Source organism: Streptomyces sp. NBC_00414 (assembly GCF_036038375.1).
Classification (GTDB): domain Bacteria; phylum Actinomycetota; class Actinomycetes; order Streptomycetales; family Streptomycetaceae; genus Streptomyces.
In genome coordinates this window covers 1,837,115-1,856,407 of sequence record NZ_CP107935.1, presented here as the reverse complement: position 1 = coordinate 1,856,407, position 19,293 = coordinate 1,837,115, and the positions used below count along the sequence as shown (strand labels likewise).

Sequence of the window (19,293 nt, the reverse complement as noted above, 5' to 3'; positions counted from 1 at the left end):
CCGCACAAACCGTCAGATCAACCCCCATGCGAACCAAGCGAGTCGGAGGACCCTCATGAGCACCAACCCGTTCGAGAACCCCGAAGGCACCTACTCCGTGCTCGTCAACGACGAGGGCCAGTACAGCCTGTGGCCCGACTTCGTGGACGTGCCGGCCGGCTGGACCGTCGAGCACGGCCCCGCTCCCCGCCAGGAGTGCCTGGACCACATCGAGGTCAACTGGACGGACATGCGCCCCAAGAGCCTCGTGGAGCGGACGGCGGACCAGGCCGGCTGAGGTCCCGGCGATGTTCTCCACGAGACTGACCAACGCCCGCGTCCTCACCATGGACCCCGACCGTCCCGTCGCCCGCGAACTGGGCATCTGGCGGGGCCGGATCGTCGGCCTGGACGAGGAGGTGGCCGACCTGCCCGCCCGCAGGGTGGTCGACCTCCAGGGCGCCACCGTGCTGCCCGGATTCATCGACAGCCATGTCCATCTGGCCTGGACCGGCTTCAAGGCGGGCACGCCGAGCATCGCACCGTGCCGGTCGGTCGAGGACGTACTGGCCGTGGTGGCCGAGGCGGCGGCACGTACCCCGGAAGGGGGCTGGACGGACCTCGCGGGGTACGACCAGCGGGGCCTCGGCCGCCATCTGACCGCCGCCGAACTGGACAAGGTCGGCGCCGGGCGCAAGGTGTTCCTGATGCACGACTCCGGGCACGGCTGCATGGTCAACACGGCCGTCCTGGACCTGCTGCCCGCCGGACTCCCGCACGAGGAGGGCTTTCTCGCCGAGGGAGCCATGGGGGCCGCGCGGGCGCTGCGACTGCCCTACTCCCAGCAGGAGTTGGCGGACGCGATCGGAACCGCGGCGCGTACCTGCCTGGCCGAGGGCGTGACCGCGTGCGCGGAGGCGGGCATCGGAGGCGCCCTGTTCGGGCACAGCCCGGTCGAGCTGGGCGCGTACCAACTGGCCTCGGAGCAGGGGAAACTGCCCCTGCGGGTGCAGCTCATGGTGTCCGCGGACCGGCTGCGTCCGGTCGTCGCGCACCACGACGACGGCATTCCCCGCGCACTGGACCTCGGCCTGCGTACGGGGTTCGGCGGCGACCGGCTCTCCGTCGGCGCGCTGAAGGTCTACACGGACGGCGGCATGATGGCCCGGACCGCCGCCTTGAGCCGCCCCTACGAGGGGCTCGACCACGCGGGCCAGTTGCAGGACGACCCCGAGGTGCTCGCGGACACCATCGTGGACGGCCATCTCGCGGGCTGGCAGCTCGCCGTCCACGCCATCGGCGACCGGGCGGCCGACGTGGCCCTGGACGCCCTGGAACGGGCACAGAGCCTCCGGCCGAGGCCGGGCGCCCGGCACCGTATCGAGCACGCGGGCCTCGTCCGGCCCGACCAGCTGGACCGCATCGCGCGGCTGGGCGTGACGGCCGTGATCCAGCCGAACTTCCTGCGGTACTTCGGCGACGACTACGCGGAGATCATGGGGGAGGAGCGGGCGCCCTGGCTGTACCGGGGGAGAGGATTCCTCGACCACGGCATCACGCTGGTCGGCAGTTCCGACCGGCCCGTCGCGGACGGATCGCCGCTCAGGGCGGTCCAGTTCATGGTCGAGCGGGCCTCCGAGTCGGGGCGGATCATCGGCCCGGACGAGGGCGTCACCGTCGACGAGGCGCTGCGCGCCTACACCGTGGCCGGCGCCTTCGCCTGCCACTGGGAGGACAGCGCGGGCAGCCTCACGCCGGGCAAGCAGGCAGATCTGGTCGTCCTGGGCGACGACCCGACGAGCGTCGAGGTCTCGCGCATCGGCGACATCGACGTGGTCGCGACATTCGTCGACGGCCGGGAAACCGAAGGAGCCGCACTGTGAGCACCGGCACGCGTAGGCACACCGATGCCGAGGAGGCGCACGCCATGGACACGTACGCCCACCTGTGGCAGGCGCCGCCGTACCCGCGCCGATGGGTGCTCTGGGACACCGCGGGCGACGTCCTCGTCTTCGACCGGGACACCAACTGCCTGGTGGACATCGACGACGGGCCGACGCGGCGCGAGGTGCTGCGCAGGATGCGCGAGGCGGGCGTACCGGAGAGCGACGACTATCCGGGACGCCCCTGCGCCTGAACCGCCCTTGCGCGTGAACGGAAGCGTCTTTGCGTCAACGACCGTGCCGTCGAGCGCGGTTGGGTTTCCCCGCGGGCGGAACGGTCCACCCGTGTCCGTCACATGCTCTGCGCCGCCCGGCCGTGCAGGAGATGACGGATCAGCTGGTTGGTGGTGCAGACCACGCCGGTACGGGCGATCCACCGCAGCGCCATGGAGTGGTCCTCTGCGGAGAAGTCGGCCACCGCGTCGGCCACGACGAACGGCTGGATGTCGTGCATGAAGGCGTCCGCCGCCGTGAGCAGGATGCCGAGATGCGCCCGCACCCCGCAGAGGATCAGCTGGTCGCGCCCCTCGGAGCGCAGCAGCCTGCCGAGGTGGCTGCGGAGGAACGCGTTGTGGCGGACGTTGACCATCAGGTGCTCGCCGACCCGGGGCCTGAGCGGCGCCACCACCGACGCGTCCCCGTCGGGCTCCGGGCCGATGCCAGGGCCCCAGATGTCACTCATCAGGCCCCGCTGGCCGGGGCGTTGCTCGGCCGGTTCGGCGCTGAAGACGATCGGCATGCCGAGGGTGCCCGCCAGTTCGCGCAGGGTCGCGATGTTGTCGATCAGTTCCACGACGGGTGAGCAGTCCGGCGGGAAGGCCTGGACGAAGTGGTTCTGCATGTCGTGGACCAACAGCGCGGCCCGCGCCGGGTCGATCGTCCAGGGCGGGCCGGACGCGGGAACCGCGGAACGGTCGGGCATGGCATAGGAGTTGATGACGGGTAGGACCATGGGCGGACTCCTCCCAGGTGGCGTGGACGCCCGAGCCCGATCGATGGAAGTTAGCTTAGCCTAAGCTAACTTGGCGGGGATCGTGTCGTCAGGGACCCGGTCCAGCCGTACTTCGGCGATATTCAGGGGAGCGGATCATGGCCGGGACCACGTACCGGGACGCCTGGGGCATTCCGCATCTGCGGGCCTCCGATCCGCTGCGACTGGCCTTCGCCCAGGGGCGGAACGCGGCGCGCGACCGGGCCTGGCAGCTGGAGGTCGAACGGCACCGCTCCCAGGGCACCACCGCCTCCTTCCTCGGCGCGGGCGCCGTCCCCTGGAACTGTTCGCCACCGACGGTCCCGGCACCGCGGGCTCGAACGGCTGGATGGTCTCGGGCGACCGCACCGCCTCCGGGTCGCCGCTGATCGCCGGGGACCCGCACCGCTTCATCCAGAACCCCGGCTTCTACCAGCAGATCCCCGGGGCACGCACACCACCGGGACCAGCTTCCCCTGTGGCTGCGTGGCGAACTCGCCCCCGTCGTCACCGACTTCGCGCGCCTCACCGAGGAACCCGACGACGAGTGGCGACCCCGTACTGTTCAATGGAGGTGAACGCCCCCGCTAGGGCCGTCGCCGCGAGAGGAGCCACCCGTGTCCCCTGTCGTGGTGCCACCGGTCGGCGCGCGCATCCGCCGGGCGCGTACGGCGCGGGGGATGAGCCTGCGCGCGCTGGCCCGGGAGATCGGGGTGTCCGCGAGCCTCGTCTCGCAGATCGAGACCGGGAAGAGCCAGCCGTCGGTGAGCACCCTGTACGCGATCACCACCGCGCTCGCCATCCCGGTCGAGTCGCTCTTCGACGCCGGGACGGACCCGGAACCCGCCCAGGCCCTCGCTCCCACCCCCGTGGGCACACCGCCCGGCACCGTGCTGCACGCGCTCGCCGCCTTCGCGGCCGACCCCGGCCGCAGGATCGGTCCGCTGGTCGAAGCCGGTGAACGGGAAGTGCTGGAGCTGGACTCGGGCGTCGTGTGGGAGCGTCTCGGCCGTGTCCCCGGAGCGGACGTCGACTTCCTGCTCGTGACCTACCGTCCCGGCGGAGCCTCCTCCGGCGCGGGCGGCCTGATGCGGCACTCCGGGACCGAGTACGGCTACCTGACCTCCGGCGAACTGGTCCTCACGCTCGGCTTCGACGAGTACGTGATCCGGCCCGGGGACGCGGTCTCCTTCGAGTCGACGACCCCGCACCGCTACCGCAACGACGGCAGCGAACCGGCCGTCGGCGTCTGGTTCGTGTTCAGTATGCCTTGACACTTTCCCCGGACGGTCGTTCACTCCGGATGAGGGTGGTGGTCGTCATGGCAATCCGCACCTACGGACCGAACGCCGTCGACTGGGAACAGCGCATCGACCTCGACCGGCTCCGCAAGGAACGGCTGGCGCGGCTCCACGCGGCCCTGAACCGCAGCGAGTTGGGCGCTCTGCTGAGCTTCGACTTCGCCAACATCCGCTACATGTCGTCCACCCACATCGGCACCTGGGCGATGGACAAACTGATCCGCTTCGCGCTGCTCGTCCGCGGCGGCGAACCCATCGTCTGGGACTTCGGCTCCGCCGCCCGCCACCACCAGCTGTTCAACCCGTGGCTCGACTACGGCGACGGCAAGGAGGGCGGCCCGCCCACCGGTGCCCGCGCGGGCATCTCCACCCTGCGCGGCGCCTTCCACCCGGCCGCCGGGATCGGCGCGGACGTCGCGACGAAGGTGGCCGCCGAACTGCGTGAACACGGCCTGGCGGGAGAGCCGTTGGGCATCGACATCGCCGAGATGCCCGTCCTGCACGCCCTCAGGGATCAGGGCATCGACGTCGTCGACGGCCAGCAGGTGTTCCTGGAGGCACGCAGGGTCAAGACCCCCGACGAGATCTCCCTGCTCACCCAGGCGTGCTCGATGGTCGACGCCGCGTACGAGGAGCTGTACGGCCACCTCCGGCCGGGCGTGCGCGAGAACGAGTGCGTCGGACTCGTCAGCAAGGTCCTCTACGACCTGGGCAGCGAGTACGTAGAAGGCGTCAACGCCATCTCCGGAGAACGCTGTTCACCGCATCCGCACGTCTACAGCGACCGGCTGATCCGCCCCGGAGACCCCGCCTTCTTCGACATCCTGCACAGCCACCTCGGCTACCGCACCTGCTACTACCGCACGTTCGCCGTGGGCAGCGCCTCACCCGCGCAGCGCGACGCGTACGTCCGCTGCCGCGCCTACATGGACGAGGCGATCGCCCTGGTCCGGCCCGGCGCCACGACCGCCGACATCGTCGAAGTCTGGCCGCGCGCCGAGGAGTTCGGCTTCCCCGACGAGACAGCCGCGTTCGCCCTGCAGTACGGACACGGGGTGGGCCTGTCCATCTGGGAGAAGCCCGTCTTCAGCCGTCTTGTCTCGCTCGACCATCCCGAAGTCCTCGAAGAGGGCATGGTGTTCGCGCTGGAGACGTACTGGCCGGCGGCGGACGGCTGGTCGGCGGCGCGCATCGAGGAAGAGGTCGTCGTCACCGCCGACGGGTGCGAGGTGATCACCAAGTTCCCGGCGGAGGAACTCCTCGTCGCGGGCCGCAAGTACTGGACCGTCGGCGGCGCACTCGACACCCGCCGGGAGTCCCAGTCCCACCTGAACACCCGCGAGGGCAGGGGAGACCGATGACCCGCGCCCCGCAGCCGGCAGCCGGCTCGGAAGCAGGAACGGGCCCCGGCCCCGAGCCCGCCGAACTCCTCGCCCTGTACGAGGAGATGGCCGTGATCCGGCGCACGGAGAAAGCCGCCCACGACCTGTTCCTGTCCGGCCTCGTCAAAGGCACCACCCACCTCGCCGCCGGACACGAGGCCGTCGCGGTCGGCGCGAGTGCGGCCCTGCGCGACGACGACTACGTGTTCGCCACCTACCGCGGCCACCACCACGCCCTGGCCCGCGGCGCGACCCCCGAGGAGTGCCTCGCCGAACTGATGAGCCGCGCGAGCGGCCTCTGCGGAGCCAAGGGCGGCTCGATGCACCTCACCAAGGCATCGAGCAACATGCTCGGCTCGTACGCGATCGTCGGCGCCCATCTCCCCCTGGCGGTCGGCGCCGCCTGGTCGGCCGTGCTGAGGGGAACCGGGCAGATCGCCGTGGCCTTCTTCGGCGACGGAGCGACCAACATCGGCGCCTTCCACGAGGCGCTCAACCTGGCCGCCGTGTGGAAACTGCCCGTGCTGTTCGTCTGCGAGAACAACCTGTACATGGAGTACACCCCGATCGCCGACGTCACCGCCGTGGCCAACCCCGCGGCCGACCGGGCGCCCGCCCACGGCATCCCCGGAGAGATCGTCGACGGCAACGACGTGGTCGCCGTGCGGGAGGCGGTGACCCGGCTGGCGGACCGGGCCCGTGCGGGGGGCGGGCCCGGCCTGCTGGAGGCGCAGACCTACCGGCACTTCGGCCACAGCCGCGCCGACCCCGCGACCTACCGCCCGGCCGAGGAGGTCGAGCGCTGGCTCAAGCACGACCCGCTCGACGTGGCACGCGGCCGGCTCGCCGAACTCGGCGTACCGGCAGAGAAGTTCGCCGCGGCCGACGAGCGCGCCGAAGCCCTCGTACAGGCGGCGGTCGAGGCGGCGAAGGACGCGCCCGCGCCCGATCCGCGGCAGGCGTTCACCGATGTATGGGCCGACGGAGGTGCGCGGTGGCGGACGTGATCACCTACCGGCAGGCCGTCGCCGAGGGCATCGCGCGGGAGATGCGACGCGATCCCGCGGTGGTGTGCCTCGGGGAGGACATCGGCGCTGCGGGCGGGGTGTTCAAGACGACGGCCGGTCTGCACGAGGAGTTCGGGCCGCGGCGGGTGTGGGACACGCCGATCTCCGAACAGGCCATCGTCGGGGCGGCGATGGGCGCCGCGATGACCGGGATGCGCCCCGTCGCGGAGGTCATGTTCTCCGACTTCCTGGCCTGTTGCTGGGACTACCTCGCCAACGAGATCCCCAAGGTGCGGTACATGACGGGCGGTCAGGTCACCGTGCCGCTGGTGGTGCGGACGGCCAACGGCGGCGGCCTCGGCTTCGGCGCGCAGCACTCCCAGGCCACCGAGAACTGGGCGCTGACCGTCCCCGGGCTGAAGATCGCGGCACCGGCCACGCCCGCCGACGTGATCGGCATGATGGCGGCGGCCGTCCGCAGCGACGACCCCGTGGTCTTCTTCGAGCACAAGGGGCTGCTCGCCACCAAGGGACCGCCCGCGCCGCCGGACCACGTCGTCGAACTGGGACACGCGGCCGTCGTGCGCGAGGGCGAGGACGTCACCCTCGTGGCCCTCGCCTCGATGGTGCCCCTGGCGCTCACCGCCGCCGAGCGGCTGGCCGAGGAGGGCATCGACGCGGAGGTGATCGACCTGCGCTGCCTCGTGCCGCTCGACGCGATGACCGTGCTCGGCTCCCTCGCCAAGACCTCACGGCTCGTGACCGTCGAGGAGAACCCCTACCAGGGCGGCTGGGGCGGCACGCTCGTGTCGATCGTCGCCGACGAGGGATTCGCCCTCCTCGACGCGCCCGTACGCAGGGTCGCCGCCGCGTGCGTGCCGCTGCCGTTCGCGGACGTGCTCGAAAGGGAGGTCGTCCCGACCGTCGACAAGGTCGTGGCGAAGGTCCGCGACCTCAGTGCGTACTGATGCCGGTTGTAGAGAGAGGCGAATAGGGCCATGACCAACCGAATGCTCCTGCGCTCGGGCCACGTGCTCTCGATGGATCCCGCCATCGGGGACCTGCCCGGCGGTGACGTCCTGATCGAGGACGGGCGGATCGCCGCGGTCGCGCACGACATCAGCGCGGACGCGGAGGTGCTCGACATGACGGGCCGCGTCCTCGTGCCGGGCTTCGTCGACACCCACCGGCACACCTGGGAGGCGTCCATCCGCGGCTGCGCGCCCGACGCCACACTCGACGACTACTTCGTGGAGGTCCTGGACACCTACGCGCCCGTCTACGGCCCCGAGGACGTGTACGCGGGCAACCTGGCGGGCTCGCTTGAGTGCCTGAACGCCGGCATCACGACCCTTGTCGACTGGTCCCACATCAACAACACCCCCGAGCACCCGGACGCGGCGGTGCAGGCCCTCACCGAGACCGGCATCCGCGCCCAGTACGCGTACGGCAGCGCCAACACCTCGCTCGCCGACTACTGGTACGAGAGCAAGATCGCGATACCCGGCGACGACGTACGCAGGGTCCGCGAGCGGCATTTCTCCTCCGACGAGGGCCTGTTGACCATGGGCCTCGCCACCCGCGGACCCGGCTTCTGCATCAACGACGTCGTCGAGTCCGAATGGCGCCTCGCGCGCGAACTGGGCATCCCCATCACCGTGCACGCGGGCATGGGACGGCTGGCCGGCCGCTTCGGAATGGTGAAACAGCTCCACGGCCTCGGCCTGCTCGGCCCCGACACCACCTATGTGCACTGCTGCTACTTCAGTGAGGAGGAGTGGCGGATGGTCGCCGACAGCGGCGGCACGGTGTCCATCGCCCCGCAGGTGGAGACGCAGATGGGGCACGGCTGGCCGCCCGTGATGAAGGCGATCGAGTACGGTCTGAGGCCCTCCCTGAGCATCGACGTCGTCACCACCGTGCCCGGCGACATGTTCACCCAGATCCGTGCCGCCTTCGGCGCCGAGCGTGCCCGCGTGAACGCCGAGTGCTGGCAGGCCGACAGCCCCGTCCCCGAAACGATGTTGACGGCACGTCGGATGCTGGAGATCGCGACGGTCGACGGCGCCCATGTCGCGGGACTCGAAGCCCGGACCGGTTCGCTGACCCCCGGCAAGCGCGCCGACGTCGTGGCGATCGACGCGACGGCGCTCAACGTCGCGCCGCTCATCGACCCGGTGGCCGCCGTGACCCTGAGCGCGGACGTCTCCAACGTCGAGACCGTCATCGTCGACGGCGTCGTCCGCAAGCGCGACGGCAAACTGCTCGCCGACGTCGGGCGGGCCCGGCGCCTGGTCGAGGAGTCCCGCGACCGCCTCACCGAGGCGGCCCGGGCGCGCGAAGAGCGCCAGGCATGACGCACCACGTGATCAGGCGGGCGGCGGACGCCACGTTCGCCGCCCCGCCCCAACTGCCCTTCAGCAGCAGCGGATTCACCCGGCGGACCGTGGTCGGCGAGGAGGACGGCTCCGTACACACCGGCTTCGGGGTCTGCGAACTGACGCCGGACGGGACGATCGGCGCCCACGTCCACTCGTACGAGGAGTCCTTCCACCTGCTCTCCGGGACCGTGATCCTCGATACGCCCGAGGGCTCGTACCTTCTCGAAGAGGGCGACTACGGGCTGCTGCCGACGGGCGTCCCGCACGCCTGGCGCGGCGGCGGGGACACCGTCGCCCGCTGGGCGGACATGCTCGCGCCGGTGCCGAGAGCCCGCTACGGCCACGACACCCAGGCCTTGCACGCCCTCCCGGCCCCGCCCGGCCGCGAGCCGGTCCGCATCGACGTGCGCGACCCCCGGACCCGCTCCTTCGGGCATTTCGAGGCCGCCCAGATGGACCCGGGAAAGCAGTCCCAGGACCTCCTGGCGGTGTCGGCCAGTATGCGCACCGCGCTGCTCGTCTACAGCGGGATCACCGTGAAGATGATGGTGGACGCGGACCTGGGCGCCGTCGCCTCGACGATGTTCATGGTCCGGTACGCGTCCGACGGCGTCGCGGGCGCGCACGACCACCCCTTCGAGGAGACGTACCTGATCGTCGAGGGAGCCGTGGACGCCACCTTCGACGGCGAGCGGTACCGGCTCGGCGTGGGCGACGCAGCCTGGGCGGGCGCCGGTTGCGTCCACGGCTTCACCAACGCCGGTACGGGGCCGGTGCGTTGGCTGGAGACACAGGCGCCGCAGCCCCCGTCACGCCACTCCTACCGGTTCGCCCGCGACTGGGACCACCTGCGCGACGTACTGGACACACCGGACGCAGGGGAGGAGAAGTCATGAGCAGTGTTGTCGTCATCGGCGGTACGGCCGGAATCGGACACGCGATCGCCCGCGCCCGGGCGGAACGCGGTGACGAGGTCGTCCTCACCGGCCGCGACGCCCACCGGGCCGACACGGTGGCCAAGGAGATCGGCGCGCACGGCCTCGCCCTGGACCTCTCCCGGCCGCGGGAGATCGCATCCGCGCTGACCGGCGTCGAGCGGGTCGATCACCTCGTCCTCGCCGGTATCTCGCGCGACAGCAACACCGTCACCGAGTACGACATCGAGGCCGCGCTGCACCTCGTGACCCTCAAGCTCGTCGGCTACACCGAGGTCGTCCACACACTGGTGCCGCGGATGACCGAGAAGAGTGCCGTCGTCGTCTTCGGCGGGCAGGCCAAGGAGCGGCCCTACCCCGGCGCCACGACGGTCGCGACGGTGAACGCGGGCGTCACCGGCCTGGTGCGCACCCTCGCCGTCGAACTCGCCCCGATCCGCGTCAACGCCGTCCATCCGGGCATCGTCGGAGACAGCCCGTTCTGGGCGGACAAGCCCGCCGAGGTGCTGGAGGACTACCGGGCCCAGACGCCCACAGGACGGCTCGCGCGCATGCGGGACGTCGTGGACGCGGTGGACCTCCTGCTCGGCAACGCGGCCGTCAACGGCGTCAACCTCGCGGTGGACGGCGGGTGGACCCTGCGCTGAACGAGCGGTTCGGCCGCCCCGCTCATCCCGGGGGCCTGCTCGGATCGTGGCCCAGAGTCATCAGCCGATGCCGGCGACGGGTCTCCGCGGCCTCGGATTCGGCGTCGGACGCGTCCTTCGACTCACGCTCGGGGCCGGTCTCCGCCGTGACGGTGTCCACGACCTCGTACATCACGTCGAGGTCCTCCTCGGTGAGGTCGATACGGCGCTTCTGCAGGATGGCCAGCACATGCTCGCCCGTCGGCGCACCCGCGTGCTCGGGCGGGTCCACCGACTCCCCGGCCGCGTCGTTCACCCGCAGCCAGGCGGCCAGCTCCTGCGAGGTCATGTTCACCACGCGGTGGAACTCGGCCCACAGCGCGTCGAGTTCGAGGGCGTCGGCCATCAGGTGTCCCTTTCGTTCGCGGGTCTCGTGTCCTGCCTGCCCGGCACAGGTGTTTCTACGCGGGTGTCTCTACGAGTGGTGTCCCCGCGCGAGCACGCCGTCCACGAAGCGTGTCAGGTCCGCGAGGACCGTGTCCTTGACCGTCTCGTTGAACACCTCGTGCTGAGCGCCCGCATAGATCCGCTCGCTCCACTCGGCGCCGCGCAGCTCCTCGACGCCCGCCCGGCTGGCGGGCAGCGGCACGATCCGGTCGTCGTCCCCGTGCAGCCACAGCAGCGGGAGCGTCCCCACGTCACCGCTCTTGGAGATGGTCTCCAGGGTGCGGACGAACGCCTCCAGCGTGGGGCGCTTGAAGGGCCCGTGCCAGACCAGCGGATCCGCCGCGTACGCCCGGCCGACCGCCGGATCGCGCGAGAGCGCCGTCGGGTCGATCGGGACCTCCGGCAGCGGATCGAGCGCGAGCAGCTGATGGAGCGGCTCCCAGTGGCCGATCACCGGCCCCGACAGGACGAGCGCGGCCAGCCCGTCCCCGTACCGCTGGGCGTGCCGCGCGGCGACGAGGCCGCCCATGGAGTGGCCGATCAGCACGACCGGCACACCCGGGTACGCGTCCCGGGCCACCGACTCCACCGCGTGGACGTCGCTCACCACGTCCTCGAAGTCCTCGACCAGCACCCGCTCGCCGCCCGACTTCCCGTGCCCCATGTGGTCGGGGCCGAACACCGCCGCGCCCTGCCCGTGCAGCACGTCCGCGACGTACTCGTAACGGCCGATGTGCTCGCCGTATCCGTGGACCAGCAGCGCCACGTACCGCGGCCGTTCCCGTGGCCACTCGCGTGCGGTGATGCTGCTCCGGGTGCCCGTGAGGGTGTGCTCGCGGGAGTCGGCCATGGGTCCTCCATCGGCGTCGGCGAAGGTTCGAGGGCGATCTGGGTGATCTGGGCGATCCGGGCGGTCCGGGCGGTCCGGGGCGATCTTTCCAGGGGGTGAGGGGGGCGGTCCAGAGCGCCGGGCCCGTGGTGGCGGCAGGGGTCACCTGTCGAGACGCCCCTGACAGGTCCGGATAGGTGGGCATAGCATCGGTCCCCGCATGAACACGATGACGCTCTGGAACATCACTCCCTGGGAGTTCGCCGCCCTCGCCGCCGCGGCCCTGCTCGTCGGCTTCTCCAAGACCGCCGTGAGCGGGGCCAACACCGTCAGCCTCGCGATCTTCGCGGCGGTCCTGCCGGCCAAGGCGTCCACGGGGGTGCTGCTGCCCATCCTGATCGTCGGGGACGTACTCGCGGTACTCACCTATCGGCGGCACGCGCACTGGCCGACCCTGTGGAAACTGTTCCCGGCGGTCGCCGCGGGGGTGGTCGTCGGCACGGTGTTCCTGGTATGGGCCGACGACGCGATGGTACGGACGTCGATCGGCGCCATCCTCCTGCTGATGGCCGGGGTCACGATGTGGCGCCGCCGGAAGGCAGAGACGGACGAGGAACCCGACTCGGTGGCCACGCGGACCGGCCGGATCAAGGCCCGCTCCTACGGAGTGCTGGGCGGCTTCACCACGATGGTCGCCAACGCGGGCGGCCCGGTGATGTCGATGTACCTCCTCTCCGCGGGCTTCCGAAAGCTCGGCTTCCTGGGCACCTCGGCCTTCTTCTTCCTGATCGTCAACGTCTCCAAGGTCCCCTTCAGCGTCGGCCTCGGCCTGATCGACGGCCACTCGCTGCTGCTGGACGCGGCCCTGGCCGCGTTCGTCCTCCCGGGCGCCCTCATCGGCAAATGGGCGGTGAACCGCATCAACCAACGCCTGTTCGAACGCCTGGTGATCGCAGCCACGGTAGTGGGCGGCCTGCAACTGCTCCTGCGCTGAGAGCGCCCTCGTCTCTCGGGGGCGCGGGGAGCTGCGTGACCAGCCCAATCGGACCCGCGGCCGAACGACGGCGAGACCCCCGACAGGGGCGCGGGGAACTGCGCGACCGGCCCAACCGGACCCGCAGATTCCCGGCAAACCCCCCAGCGGAGCGTCTACGCTGAGGCCATGTCCGAGGCATCCGCTCACCAGGACCCACCGCCATCCGGCCACTACCTCCCGATCGCCGACCACGGCCTGATCGGCGACCTGCGCACCGTCGCCCTGGTCGGCACCAACGGCACGATCGACTGGTACTGCTGCCCCTCCTTCGACGCGCCGAGCGTCTTCGCCTCGATCCTCGACGCGGACCGGGGCGGCTCGTTCGAACTGGCGGCCGCCGTACCGGCCCGGACCAAGCAGTTCTACTTCCCGGACACCAACGTCCTGCTCACCCGCTTCTTCACCGAGGACGGCGTGGGCGAGATCCAGGACTTCATGCCGGTGGACAGCGAAGGCGACGCGATCGAGGCGGACCGGCACCGGCTGATCCGGCGCGTGCTGTGCGTCCGCGGCTCGATCCCCTTCCACGCGCGCGTGGCACCCCGGTTCGACTACGCGGCGCAGCCGCACACCGCCCGCGTCCACGACGACATGGTGGTCTTCGAGTCCGCGGACCTGTCGCTCGCCCTGACCTCCACCGAGCCGCTCGAATGCGACGGGCTCGACGCGACGGCGAACTTCAAACTCCAGGAGGGCGAGTCGGCGGTGTTCGCCCTCGACCAGGTCAGCGGCGACATGGAGCCCCGCTGCTGCCCACGCGCCGAGGCGGAGGAGCTGTTCGGCGCGACCGTGGCGTTCTGGCGGAACTGGCTGACCGCCTCCCAGTACCGCGGCCGGTGGCGGGAGATGGTGCACCGCTCCGCGCTGACCCTCAAACTGCTCACCTACGCGCCGACCGGCGCGATCGTGGCCGCGGCGACGACCAGCCTGCCCGAACAGCTGGGCGGCGAACGGAACTGGGACTACCGGTACGTGTGGGTCCGCGACGCCGCCTTCTGTGTGTACGCACTCCTGCGACTGGGGTTCACCAGCGAGGCCAAGTCGTTCATGGCGTTCACGGCCAGGCACATCAGCCCCGGCGACGGCCGCCCCGCGGGCCCACTGCAGATCATGTACGGCATCGACGGCCGCACCGACCTGTCCGAACGGGAACTGGCCCACCTGGAGGGCTACCAGGGCTCCGCCCCCGTCCGGATCGGCAACGCGGCGGCCGACCAGCTCCAGCTGGACATCTACGGCGCCCTCATCGACTCGGTCTACCTCTACGACAAATGGGCCCAGCCGATCTCCAGCGACCAGTGGGACGACATCTGCGCCCTGGTCGAGTGGGTCTGCGACCACTGGGACCAGCCCGACGAGGGAGTCTGGGAGACCCGCGGCGGCCGTAAGAACTTCCTCTACTCCCGGCTCATGTGCTGGGTGGCGATCGAGCGGGCGATCAGGCTGGCCACCCGCCGGGGCCTGCCCGCGGACATCCTGCGCTGGCGCGGCGCCCGCGACACGATCTACCGGCGGATCATGGACCGCTGCTGGTCACCGACGCGGCAGGCGTTCGTCCAGCACGAGGACGACGACGTCCTGGACGCCGCGGTGCTCATGATGCCGCTGGCCAAGTTCATCTCGCCCACCGACCCGAAGTGGCTCTCCACACTCGACGCGCTCACCGAGGATCTGGTCTCCGACTCACTGGTCTACCGCTACGACCCGAAGGCGAGCCCCGACGGCCTGCAGGGCGAGGAGGGCACCTTCTCGATCTGCTCCTTCTGGTACGTCGAGGCGCTGACCCGGGCCGGCCGGCTCGACGAGGCACGGCTGGCCTTCGAGAAGATGCTCACCTACGCCAACCACCTCGGTCTGTACGCCGAGGAGATCAGCCACACCGGCGAACAACAGGGCAACTTCCCCCAGGCCTTCACCCACCTGGCCCTGATCAGCGCTGCCTTCAACCTGGACAAGGCCCTGGGCTGACGGCCGAGCCCAGCGCCCTTCAGGGGCGCGGGGCTGTGACATTCCGCGACTCCGACGCGTGGGCGCGCCAAGCGCCCTCCAGGGAGGGGCGGGGGGAACTGCGCGCCCAGCCACGACGCACCCGCGGACAACTCACCGCCCCCCGGCGGAGCTACGGACGGCCGCCCTCCGCCGAGGCAGGGCCAGCGGAGGAGGAGGCCGTGGCCAGGACCTTGGTGCGACCCCCCACCGAGGCATCGTCCGTCAGGTCCTCGACCAACAGCCGCTTGGCGATGCTGTCGACGGCGACACGAAGCTCCGCCCCCGACGGCCGCCCAAGATCCCGCTCGACCCGGTCGGCCAGCCACCGCCCCCACGCGTCGCCGACGACCCGTGCCTCACGGGCACCCGCCTCGGTGTGCGAGAACAGCGTGCCCTCACGGGTGAGGTACCCCTCGTCGACCATGCGCTGGAAGACCGGCACCAGCGCCTCCGGGGGCATGTGCCGACGCGCGGCGATCAGGGACAGGTTGGCATGACCGACCATCCGGGTGAACAGCTCCACCTGCATCACCGCCCAGGCGCCCGCGATGTCCAGCCGCGTGTCCGCGCCGATGACGATCCGGCGCAGAGTGTCGGACCCGGTACTGCCGATGATCTTCCCGACCGCCGCCTCCAGACGCTGCCGGTTGTCGGCCGCGGACGGGGTCGCGAAGCCGTCGCCCATGTCCGTGGACCCCATCCGCGCGCTGTCCCGCAGCTGCACCTGCTTGAGGAACAGCGAGACCAGGAAACCGAGCAGCGCCACGGGCACGGTCCACAGGAAGACGGTCTGGAGCGTCTCCGCGTACGCCTTCACCAGGGGCGCCGCGGTCGCCGACGGCAGGTCGTGCAGCCCTTCCGGGCTGGTCGCCGCCTTGGTGATGGCCGCGGGATCGGTCCCGCTGGTCCGGGCCGCCTCGGCGACCCCGTCCGCCAGGTTCGGCTTCAGCGTGTTGGCGTAGATCGTGCCGAAGACCGCGGTGCCGAACGAACTGCCCAGCGTACGGAAGAAGGTGACGCCGGACGTCGCGGTTCCCAGGTCGGTGTACTCGACGGTGTTCTGCACGGCGATGGTGAGGACCTGCATGCACAGCCCGATCCCCGCCCCGAGCACGAACATGTAGAGCGAGGAGAGCCAGACGCTGGTGCCGCTGTCCATCAGGGAGAGCAGATAGAGCCCGACGCCCATCACCAGGGACCCGACGATGGGGAAGACCCGGTAGTGGCCGGTCTTGCTGATCACGTTGCCGCTGAAGACCGACGCGATGAGCAGACCGACGACCATGGGCAGGGTGCGTACGCCGGAGATCGTCGCCGAGTCGCCGTCCACGTACTGCAGATACGTCGGCAGGAACGTCATCGCGCCGAGCATCGCGAAGCCCACGATGAAGCTGAGGATCGAGCAGACCGTGAAGACGGGGTTGCCGAACAGGCGCATCGGCAGCATGGGTTCGGCCGCGCGGGTCTCCACCCAGCAGAAGCCCGCGAGGGCGAGGACACCGCCCGCGAAGAGGCCGATGATGGTGGGGGAGCCCCAGGCGTACTCGTTGCCGCCCCAGCTCGTCGCCAGGATCAGGGCGCTGGCGCCGACCGCCACCAGGGCGATGCCCAGATAGTCGATGACCGGCTTGGACGGCGACTTCACGACAGGGATCGTGCGGGCCGCGGCCACCACGACGAGGATCGCGATGGGGACGTTGACGTAGAACGCCCAGCGCCAGGTCAGATGGTCGGTGAAGAGGCCGCCGAGCAGCGGGCCGATCACGGTGGCGACGCCGAACACAGCGCCGATCGCACCCTGGTACTTGCCACGCTCCCGCAGCGGGATCACGTCGGCGATCAGGGCCATCGCGGTGACCATCAGACCGCCCGCGCCGATGCCCTGCATGGCCCGCCAGGAGATCAGCAGCAGCATGTTCGAGGAGAGGCCGCACAGGAACGAGCCGGTGATGAAGATGATCGCCGACGCCTGGAAGACGAGCTTGCGGCCGAACAGATCACCGAACTTGCCGACGAGCACCGTGGCGACGGTCTCCGCCAGCAGATAACTGGTGACCACCCACGACATGTGCTCGGCGCCGCCGAGGTCCGACACGATCGTGGGCAGCGCCGTGCCCACGATCGTCTGGTCCAGCGCGGCCAGCAGCATGCCGAGCATGATCGTCACGAAGACGACGTTGCGGCGGCGCTTGTCCAGCACGGGGGGCTGGGCGGCGGGAGCCTCCGCGGCAGGCGGTCCCGTGGGCGGTCCGGCGGTGTCGATGGTCGTCACACCCGTCAGCTTCACATCGGCCGGTGGGGTGTGCATGCGGGGCCGTCCGCATGGGGGTGCGGGGTCCGGGGTCAGCCCGCCCCGTCGACACCCCGGTGCCGCGGACGCCTGCGCAGCAGATACGTGTCCATGATCCAGCCCTTGCGCTCGCGGGCCTCCGCACGGAGCGCGGCGATACGGGGAGCCGTCTCGGCCAGCGGCCCCGAGGCGAGGATCTCGTCCGGGGTGCCCAGACAGGCGCCCCAGTAGATGTCGATGTCCTCGCCGGAGTCGGCGTACCGCTGGAAGGTCTGGTGGGCGTCCAGCATGACGACCACGTCGTCGACGTCCTCGGGGAAGCCCTCGGCGAGCCGGCGGCCGGTGGTGATCTGCACGGGGCGCGCCACGCGGTTGAGGCCGACGCGATGACGGGCGGCCAGGGACGAGACGCTGCTGATACCCGGCACGACGTCGTACTCGAAGGCCACGGCGCCCCGCTCCAGGATCTCCTCCAGGACGCCCAGCGTGCTGTCGTACAGCGAGGGGTCGCCCCAGACGAGGAACGCCCCGCTCCCGTCCTCGCCCAGCTCCTCGGCGATCAGCCGCTCGCAGACGTCGGCGCGGGCGCTCCGCCAGTCCCCGACGGCGGGGGAGTAGCCCGCTCCCTCGGCGGTGCGGTCGCGCTCGGGGTCGCGCGCCTCGACCGTCCGGTACGTCCCCTCCGGCAGGTGCGCGCCGAGGATGTCACGGCGCAGCCGGACGAGGTCCGACTTCACCTCGCCCTTGTCCAGGACGAAGAACACATCCGTGCTCCTCAGCGCCTTGACCGCCTGCAGGGTCAGTTGGTCTGGGTCGCCCGCGCCGATGCCGATGACATGAATCTTTCGCACACGTCGAGTCTGCCGCACGGCATCACGGACCCGGTCGTCCCACTCGGCTGGCGCCCGGCCTAGGAGTTGCTCCCACGCAACCGCGGGGCCCACACCGACGCGTCCACGGAGGCCTCGTCCCGCTCCACGACGTCCGCCAACTCACGCGCCCAGGAAGCGAGTTCGTCCAGCGCCAGTCCGTAAGGACGCGCCGTCCCCGAACCCGCGCCCCACTCCCCGACGGCGCCCGCGCCCCGCCGCAGCAGCCGCGCGCCGCCCGTCACGTTCCCCCGGGCCGCGTGCGTGAGTCCCACGGCGAGCTGGGCGAGCCCGCGCCACAGCGCGCGCTCCTCGTCGGGCCCCGCCTTCCAGGCGTCCTCGAACACCTCGTGCGCGTGGAACGGCTTGCCCGCGGTCAGCAGCGCCTGCGCCTCGGTGACGGTGTCCTCGGGCGCGCGCACCACTCCCTCGGGCTGCCGCTCCACTCCGTCGTCCCCGTACGGCAGGGGCCGCCCGAGCCCGTCCCGGGGCCGGGCATTGCGCGCCCGGCCCTCCGTGTCCCGGTCCCGCCTGTCGCCAGAAGTGTTGCTCATGCACCGATTGTCCCTCCTCACTCGCCGTCTTCGAGGCATCCCTCTGTGTGCGGTAAGGTTCTGTTCGCGCGATCACGCCGTTCACCACGGCGAGGCGCATCGGGACGTGGCGCAGCTTGGTAGCGCACTTGACTGGGGGTCAAGGGGTCGCAGGTTCAAATCCTGTCGTCCCGACTCGTGAGAGTCGCAGACAGAGGGCCGGTTTCGGGAACATCCGAAAACCGGCCCTCTGTGTTTCTCGGGGCGACCTTTGCCGGGGGTTCGGTCGCGGCAACGGCGTTCCGGATCTCATGTCCGCGATTTCGTTCGTGCGTACCCCGTTGATTATGATCTTGCCCGTGACTGTGCAGAACATCGACAAGACGGCTTCCCGTAAGCAGCGGCTTCAGGAGAAGCAGCGTCGCCAGTTGGCGGTGGTCGACACCGTGGACAAGGCCGAGATCAAGGTCCGCAAGGCGGAGACCGAGCTGGCCGTGGCGGTCGCCGAGGCGGTTCAGGTGTTCGGCGACGAGCAGTCCGCGTCCGAGGGGCTCGACATGCCGGTCGGGACGATCCGGCACTTCCTCGGCATGGCGGAGAAGGAAGCCGCCGACGCCGCCAAGGAAGAGAAGGACAAGGAATCGGAGACCGCTGACGGGACCTGAGCCCGCGCGGTCAGGACGGCCACTCCGCCAAACGTCCGGACGCCGGGCGGCAGACGTTCAACTCCCCGCCATCGCCCGGCTGTGGCGGGTGAGGAGCGTACGGGCTGCCGA

Annotated in this window: 19 protein-coding genes, 1 tRNA gene and 1 pseudogene; 15 read left to right on the top strand and 6 right to left on the bottom strand. The window is 70.8% G+C overall.

Annotated elements, in window-relative coordinates; genetic code table 11:
* Positions 1–55: 55 nt before the first annotated feature.
* Genes OHS59_RS08130 through OHS59_RS08120 form a run of 3 tightly spaced genes read left to right on the top strand, consistent with a single transcriptional unit; the run spans position 56 to position 2,116 of the window.
* Complete coding sequence (locus OHS59_RS08130) at positions 56–277, top strand: MbtH family protein (RefSeq protein ID WP_328492703.1); 222 nt, start codon at positions 56–58, stop codon at positions 275–277.
* A gap of 10 nt (positions 278–287) precedes the next feature.
* Positions 288–1,862 carry an amidohydrolase gene (locus OHS59_RS08125; protein ID WP_328492702.1) on the top strand — a complete coding sequence of 525 codons (1,575 nt, stop codon included), beginning with the start codon at positions 288–290 and terminating at the stop codon, positions 1,860–1,862.
* Positions 1,859–2,116: a hypothetical protein gene (locus OHS59_RS08120; protein WP_328492701.1), complete on the top strand. Its 258-nt coding sequence runs from the start codon at positions 1,859–1,861 to the stop codon at positions 2,114–2,116. The genes OHS59_RS08125 and OHS59_RS08120 overlap by 4 nt, the downstream gene beginning before the upstream one ends.
* A gap of 98 nt (positions 2,117–2,214) precedes the next feature.
* On the opposite strand, the gene OHS59_RS08115 is transcribed toward OHS59_RS08120, so the two are convergent.
* A complete protein-coding gene (locus OHS59_RS08115; protein WP_328492700.1) occupies positions 2,215–2,874 on the bottom strand; it encodes an isochorismatase family protein in 660 nt (219 codons plus the stop codon).
* A gap of 137 nt (positions 2,875–3,011) precedes the next feature.
* Between OHS59_RS08115 and OHS59_RS08110 the strand changes: the two are divergent.
* The 8 genes and pseudogenes from OHS59_RS08110 to OHS59_RS08075 form a co-directional block, all read left to right on the top strand.
* A pseudogene (locus OHS59_RS08110) lies at positions 3,012–3,334 on the top strand (penicillin acylase family protein); the annotation flags it as partial.
* Between the two features lie 175 nt (positions 3,335–3,509).
* Positions 3,510–4,166, top strand: coding sequence for a helix-turn-helix domain-containing protein (locus tag OHS59_RS08105; RefSeq protein ID WP_328492699.1), 657 nt, complete (start codon positions 3,510–3,512; stop codon positions 4,164–4,166).
* A gap of 47 nt (positions 4,167–4,213) precedes the next feature.
* Positions 4,214–5,554, top strand: a complete 1,341-nt coding sequence (locus OHS59_RS08100) for a M24 family metallopeptidase (RefSeq protein ID WP_328492698.1) — start codon at positions 4,214–4,216, stop codon at positions 5,552–5,554.
* A complete protein-coding gene (locus tag OHS59_RS08095) occupies positions 5,551–6,582 on the top strand; it encodes a thiamine pyrophosphate-dependent dehydrogenase E1 component subunit alpha (protein WP_443061400.1) in 1,032 nt (343 codons plus the stop codon). The genes OHS59_RS08100 and OHS59_RS08095 overlap by 4 nt, the downstream gene beginning before the upstream one ends.
* A complete protein-coding gene (locus OHS59_RS08090) occupies positions 6,570–7,550 on the top strand; it encodes an alpha-ketoacid dehydrogenase subunit beta (RefSeq protein ID WP_328492697.1) in 981 nt (326 codons plus the stop codon). Before OHS59_RS08095 ends, OHS59_RS08090 begins: the two co-directional genes overlap by 13 nt.
* A gap of 30 nt (positions 7,551–7,580) precedes the next feature.
* Positions 7,581–8,939 carry an amidohydrolase family protein gene (locus tag OHS59_RS08085; RefSeq protein WP_328492696.1) on the top strand — a complete coding sequence of 453 codons (1,359 nt, stop codon included), beginning with the start codon at positions 7,581–7,583 and terminating at the stop codon, positions 8,937–8,939.
* Positions 8,936–9,859 carry a cupin domain-containing protein gene (locus tag OHS59_RS08080; RefSeq protein ID WP_328492695.1) on the top strand — a complete coding sequence of 308 codons (924 nt, stop codon included), beginning with the start codon at positions 8,936–8,938 and terminating at the stop codon, positions 9,857–9,859. The genes OHS59_RS08085 and OHS59_RS08080 overlap by 4 nt, the downstream gene beginning before the upstream one ends.
* On the top strand, positions 9,856–10,545 hold the full coding sequence (locus tag OHS59_RS08075) for an SDR family NAD(P)-dependent oxidoreductase (protein WP_328492694.1): 690 nt from the start codon (positions 9,856–9,858) through the stop codon (positions 10,543–10,545). Before OHS59_RS08080 ends, OHS59_RS08075 begins: the two co-directional genes overlap by 4 nt.
* A 22-nt stretch (positions 10,546–10,567) precedes the next feature.
* On the opposite strand, the gene OHS59_RS08070 is transcribed toward OHS59_RS08075, so the two are convergent.
* On the bottom strand, positions 10,568–10,930 hold the full coding sequence (locus OHS59_RS08070) for a DUF3140 domain-containing protein (protein WP_328492693.1): 363 nt from the start codon (positions 10,928–10,930) through the stop codon (positions 10,568–10,570).
* A gap of 69 nt (positions 10,931–10,999) precedes the next feature.
* Positions 11,000–11,821 carry an alpha/beta hydrolase gene (locus OHS59_RS08065; RefSeq protein WP_328492692.1) on the bottom strand — a complete coding sequence of 274 codons (822 nt, stop codon included), beginning with the start codon at positions 11,819–11,821 and terminating at the stop codon, positions 11,000–11,002.
* A gap of 199 nt (positions 11,822–12,020) precedes the next feature.
* Between OHS59_RS08065 and OHS59_RS08060 the strand changes: the two genes are divergently transcribed.
* Both OHS59_RS08060 and OHS59_RS08055 read left to right on the top strand, forming a co-directional pair.
* Positions 12,021–12,794, top strand: a complete 774-nt coding sequence (locus OHS59_RS08060) for a sulfite exporter TauE/SafE family protein (protein WP_328492691.1) — start codon at positions 12,021–12,023, stop codon at positions 12,792–12,794.
* A 168-nt stretch (positions 12,795–12,962) separates the two neighbouring features.
* Positions 12,963–14,804, top strand: coding sequence for a glycoside hydrolase family 15 protein (locus OHS59_RS08055; protein WP_328492690.1), 1,842 nt, complete (start codon positions 12,963–12,965; stop codon positions 14,802–14,804).
* Positions 14,805–14,955: 151 nt separating this feature from the next.
* Here the strand turns inward: OHS59_RS08055 and OHS59_RS08050 are convergent, their stop codons facing one another.
* The 3 genes from OHS59_RS08050 to OHS59_RS08040 all read right to left on the bottom strand — a co-directional run bounded on the left by OHS59_RS08050 (position 14,956) and on the right by OHS59_RS08040 (position 18,538).
* Positions 14,956–16,983, bottom strand: a complete 2,028-nt coding sequence (locus OHS59_RS08050; RefSeq protein ID WP_443061616.1) for an MDR family MFS transporter — start codon at positions 16,981–16,983, stop codon at positions 14,956–14,958.
* Between the two features lie 185 nt (positions 16,984–17,168).
* Complete coding sequence (gene cobF / locus OHS59_RS08045; protein ID WP_328492689.1) at positions 17,169–17,966, bottom strand: precorrin-6A synthase (deacetylating); 798 nt, start codon at positions 17,964–17,966, stop codon at positions 17,169–17,171.
* A 59-nt stretch (positions 17,967–18,025) separates the two neighbouring features.
* Positions 18,026–18,538 (bottom strand): DUF309 domain-containing protein, encoded by a 513-nt coding sequence (locus OHS59_RS08040; RefSeq protein WP_328492688.1) that lies wholly within the window; start codon positions 18,536–18,538, stop codon positions 18,026–18,028.
* Between the two features lie 100 nt (positions 18,539–18,638).
* Here OHS59_RS08040 and OHS59_RS08035 point away from each other — a divergent pair.
* Positions 18,639–18,712: transfer RNA gene (locus tag OHS59_RS08035), tRNA-Pro, on the top strand.
* Positions 18,713–18,876: 164 nt separating this feature from the next.
* Positions 18,877–19,182: a hypothetical protein gene (locus OHS59_RS08030; RefSeq protein ID WP_328492687.1), complete on the top strand. Its 306-nt coding sequence runs from the start codon at positions 18,877–18,879 to the stop codon at positions 19,180–19,182.
* The last annotated feature ends 111 nt before the right edge of the window (positions 19,183–19,293 follow it).

Excerpts from the sequence above, each read along its gene's own strand:
- OHS59_RS08040 (WP_328492688.1), bottom strand. The coding sequence starts at position 18,538 with ATGAGCAACACTTCTGGCGACAGGCGGGACCGGGACACGGAGGGCCGG.
- OHS59_RS08075 (WP_328492694.1), top strand. The coding sequence starts at position 9,856 with ATGAGCAGTGTTGTCGTCATCGGCGGTACGGCCGGAATCGGACACGCG.
- OHS59_RS08125 (WP_328492702.1), top strand. The coding sequence starts at position 288 with ATGTTCTCCACGAGACTGACCAACGCCCGCGTCCTCACCATGGACCCC.
- OHS59_RS08130 (WP_328492703.1), top strand. The coding sequence starts at position 56 with ATGAGCACCAACCCGTTCGAGAACCCCGAAGGCACCTACTCCGTGCTC.
- OHS59_RS08095 (WP_443061400.1), top strand. The coding sequence starts at position 5,551 with ATGACCCGCGCCCCGCAGCCGGCAGCCGGCTCGGAAGCAGGAACGGGC.
- OHS59_RS08080 (WP_328492695.1), top strand. The coding sequence starts at position 8,936 with ATGACGCACCACGTGATCAGGCGGGCGGCGGACGCCACGTTCGCCGCC.
- OHS59_RS08065 (WP_328492692.1), bottom strand. The coding sequence starts at position 11,821 with ATGGCCGACTCCCGCGAGCACACCCTCACGGGCACCCGGAGCAGCATC.
- OHS59_RS08060 (WP_328492691.1), top strand. The coding sequence starts at position 12,021 with ATGAACACGATGACGCTCTGGAACATCACTCCCTGGGAGTTCGCCGCC.
- OHS59_RS08085 (WP_328492696.1), top strand. The coding sequence starts at position 7,581 with ATGACCAACCGAATGCTCCTGCGCTCGGGCCACGTGCTCTCGATGGAT.
- OHS59_RS08055 (WP_328492690.1), top strand. The coding sequence starts at position 12,963 with ATGTCCGAGGCATCCGCTCACCAGGACCCACCGCCATCCGGCCACTAC.
- OHS59_RS08050 (WP_443061616.1), bottom strand. The coding sequence starts at position 16,983 with ATGCTCGGCATGCTGCTGGCCGCGCTGGACCAGACGATCGTGGGCACG.
- OHS59_RS08100 (WP_328492698.1), top strand. The coding sequence starts at position 4,214 with ATGGCAATCCGCACCTACGGACCGAACGCCGTCGACTGGGAACAGCGC.
- OHS59_RS08115 (WP_328492700.1), bottom strand. The coding sequence starts at position 2,874 with ATGGTCCTACCCGTCATCAACTCCTATGCCATGCCCGACCGTTCCGCG.
- OHS59_RS08070 (WP_328492693.1), bottom strand. The coding sequence starts at position 10,930 with ATGGCCGACGCCCTCGAACTCGACGCGCTGTGGGCCGAGTTCCACCGC.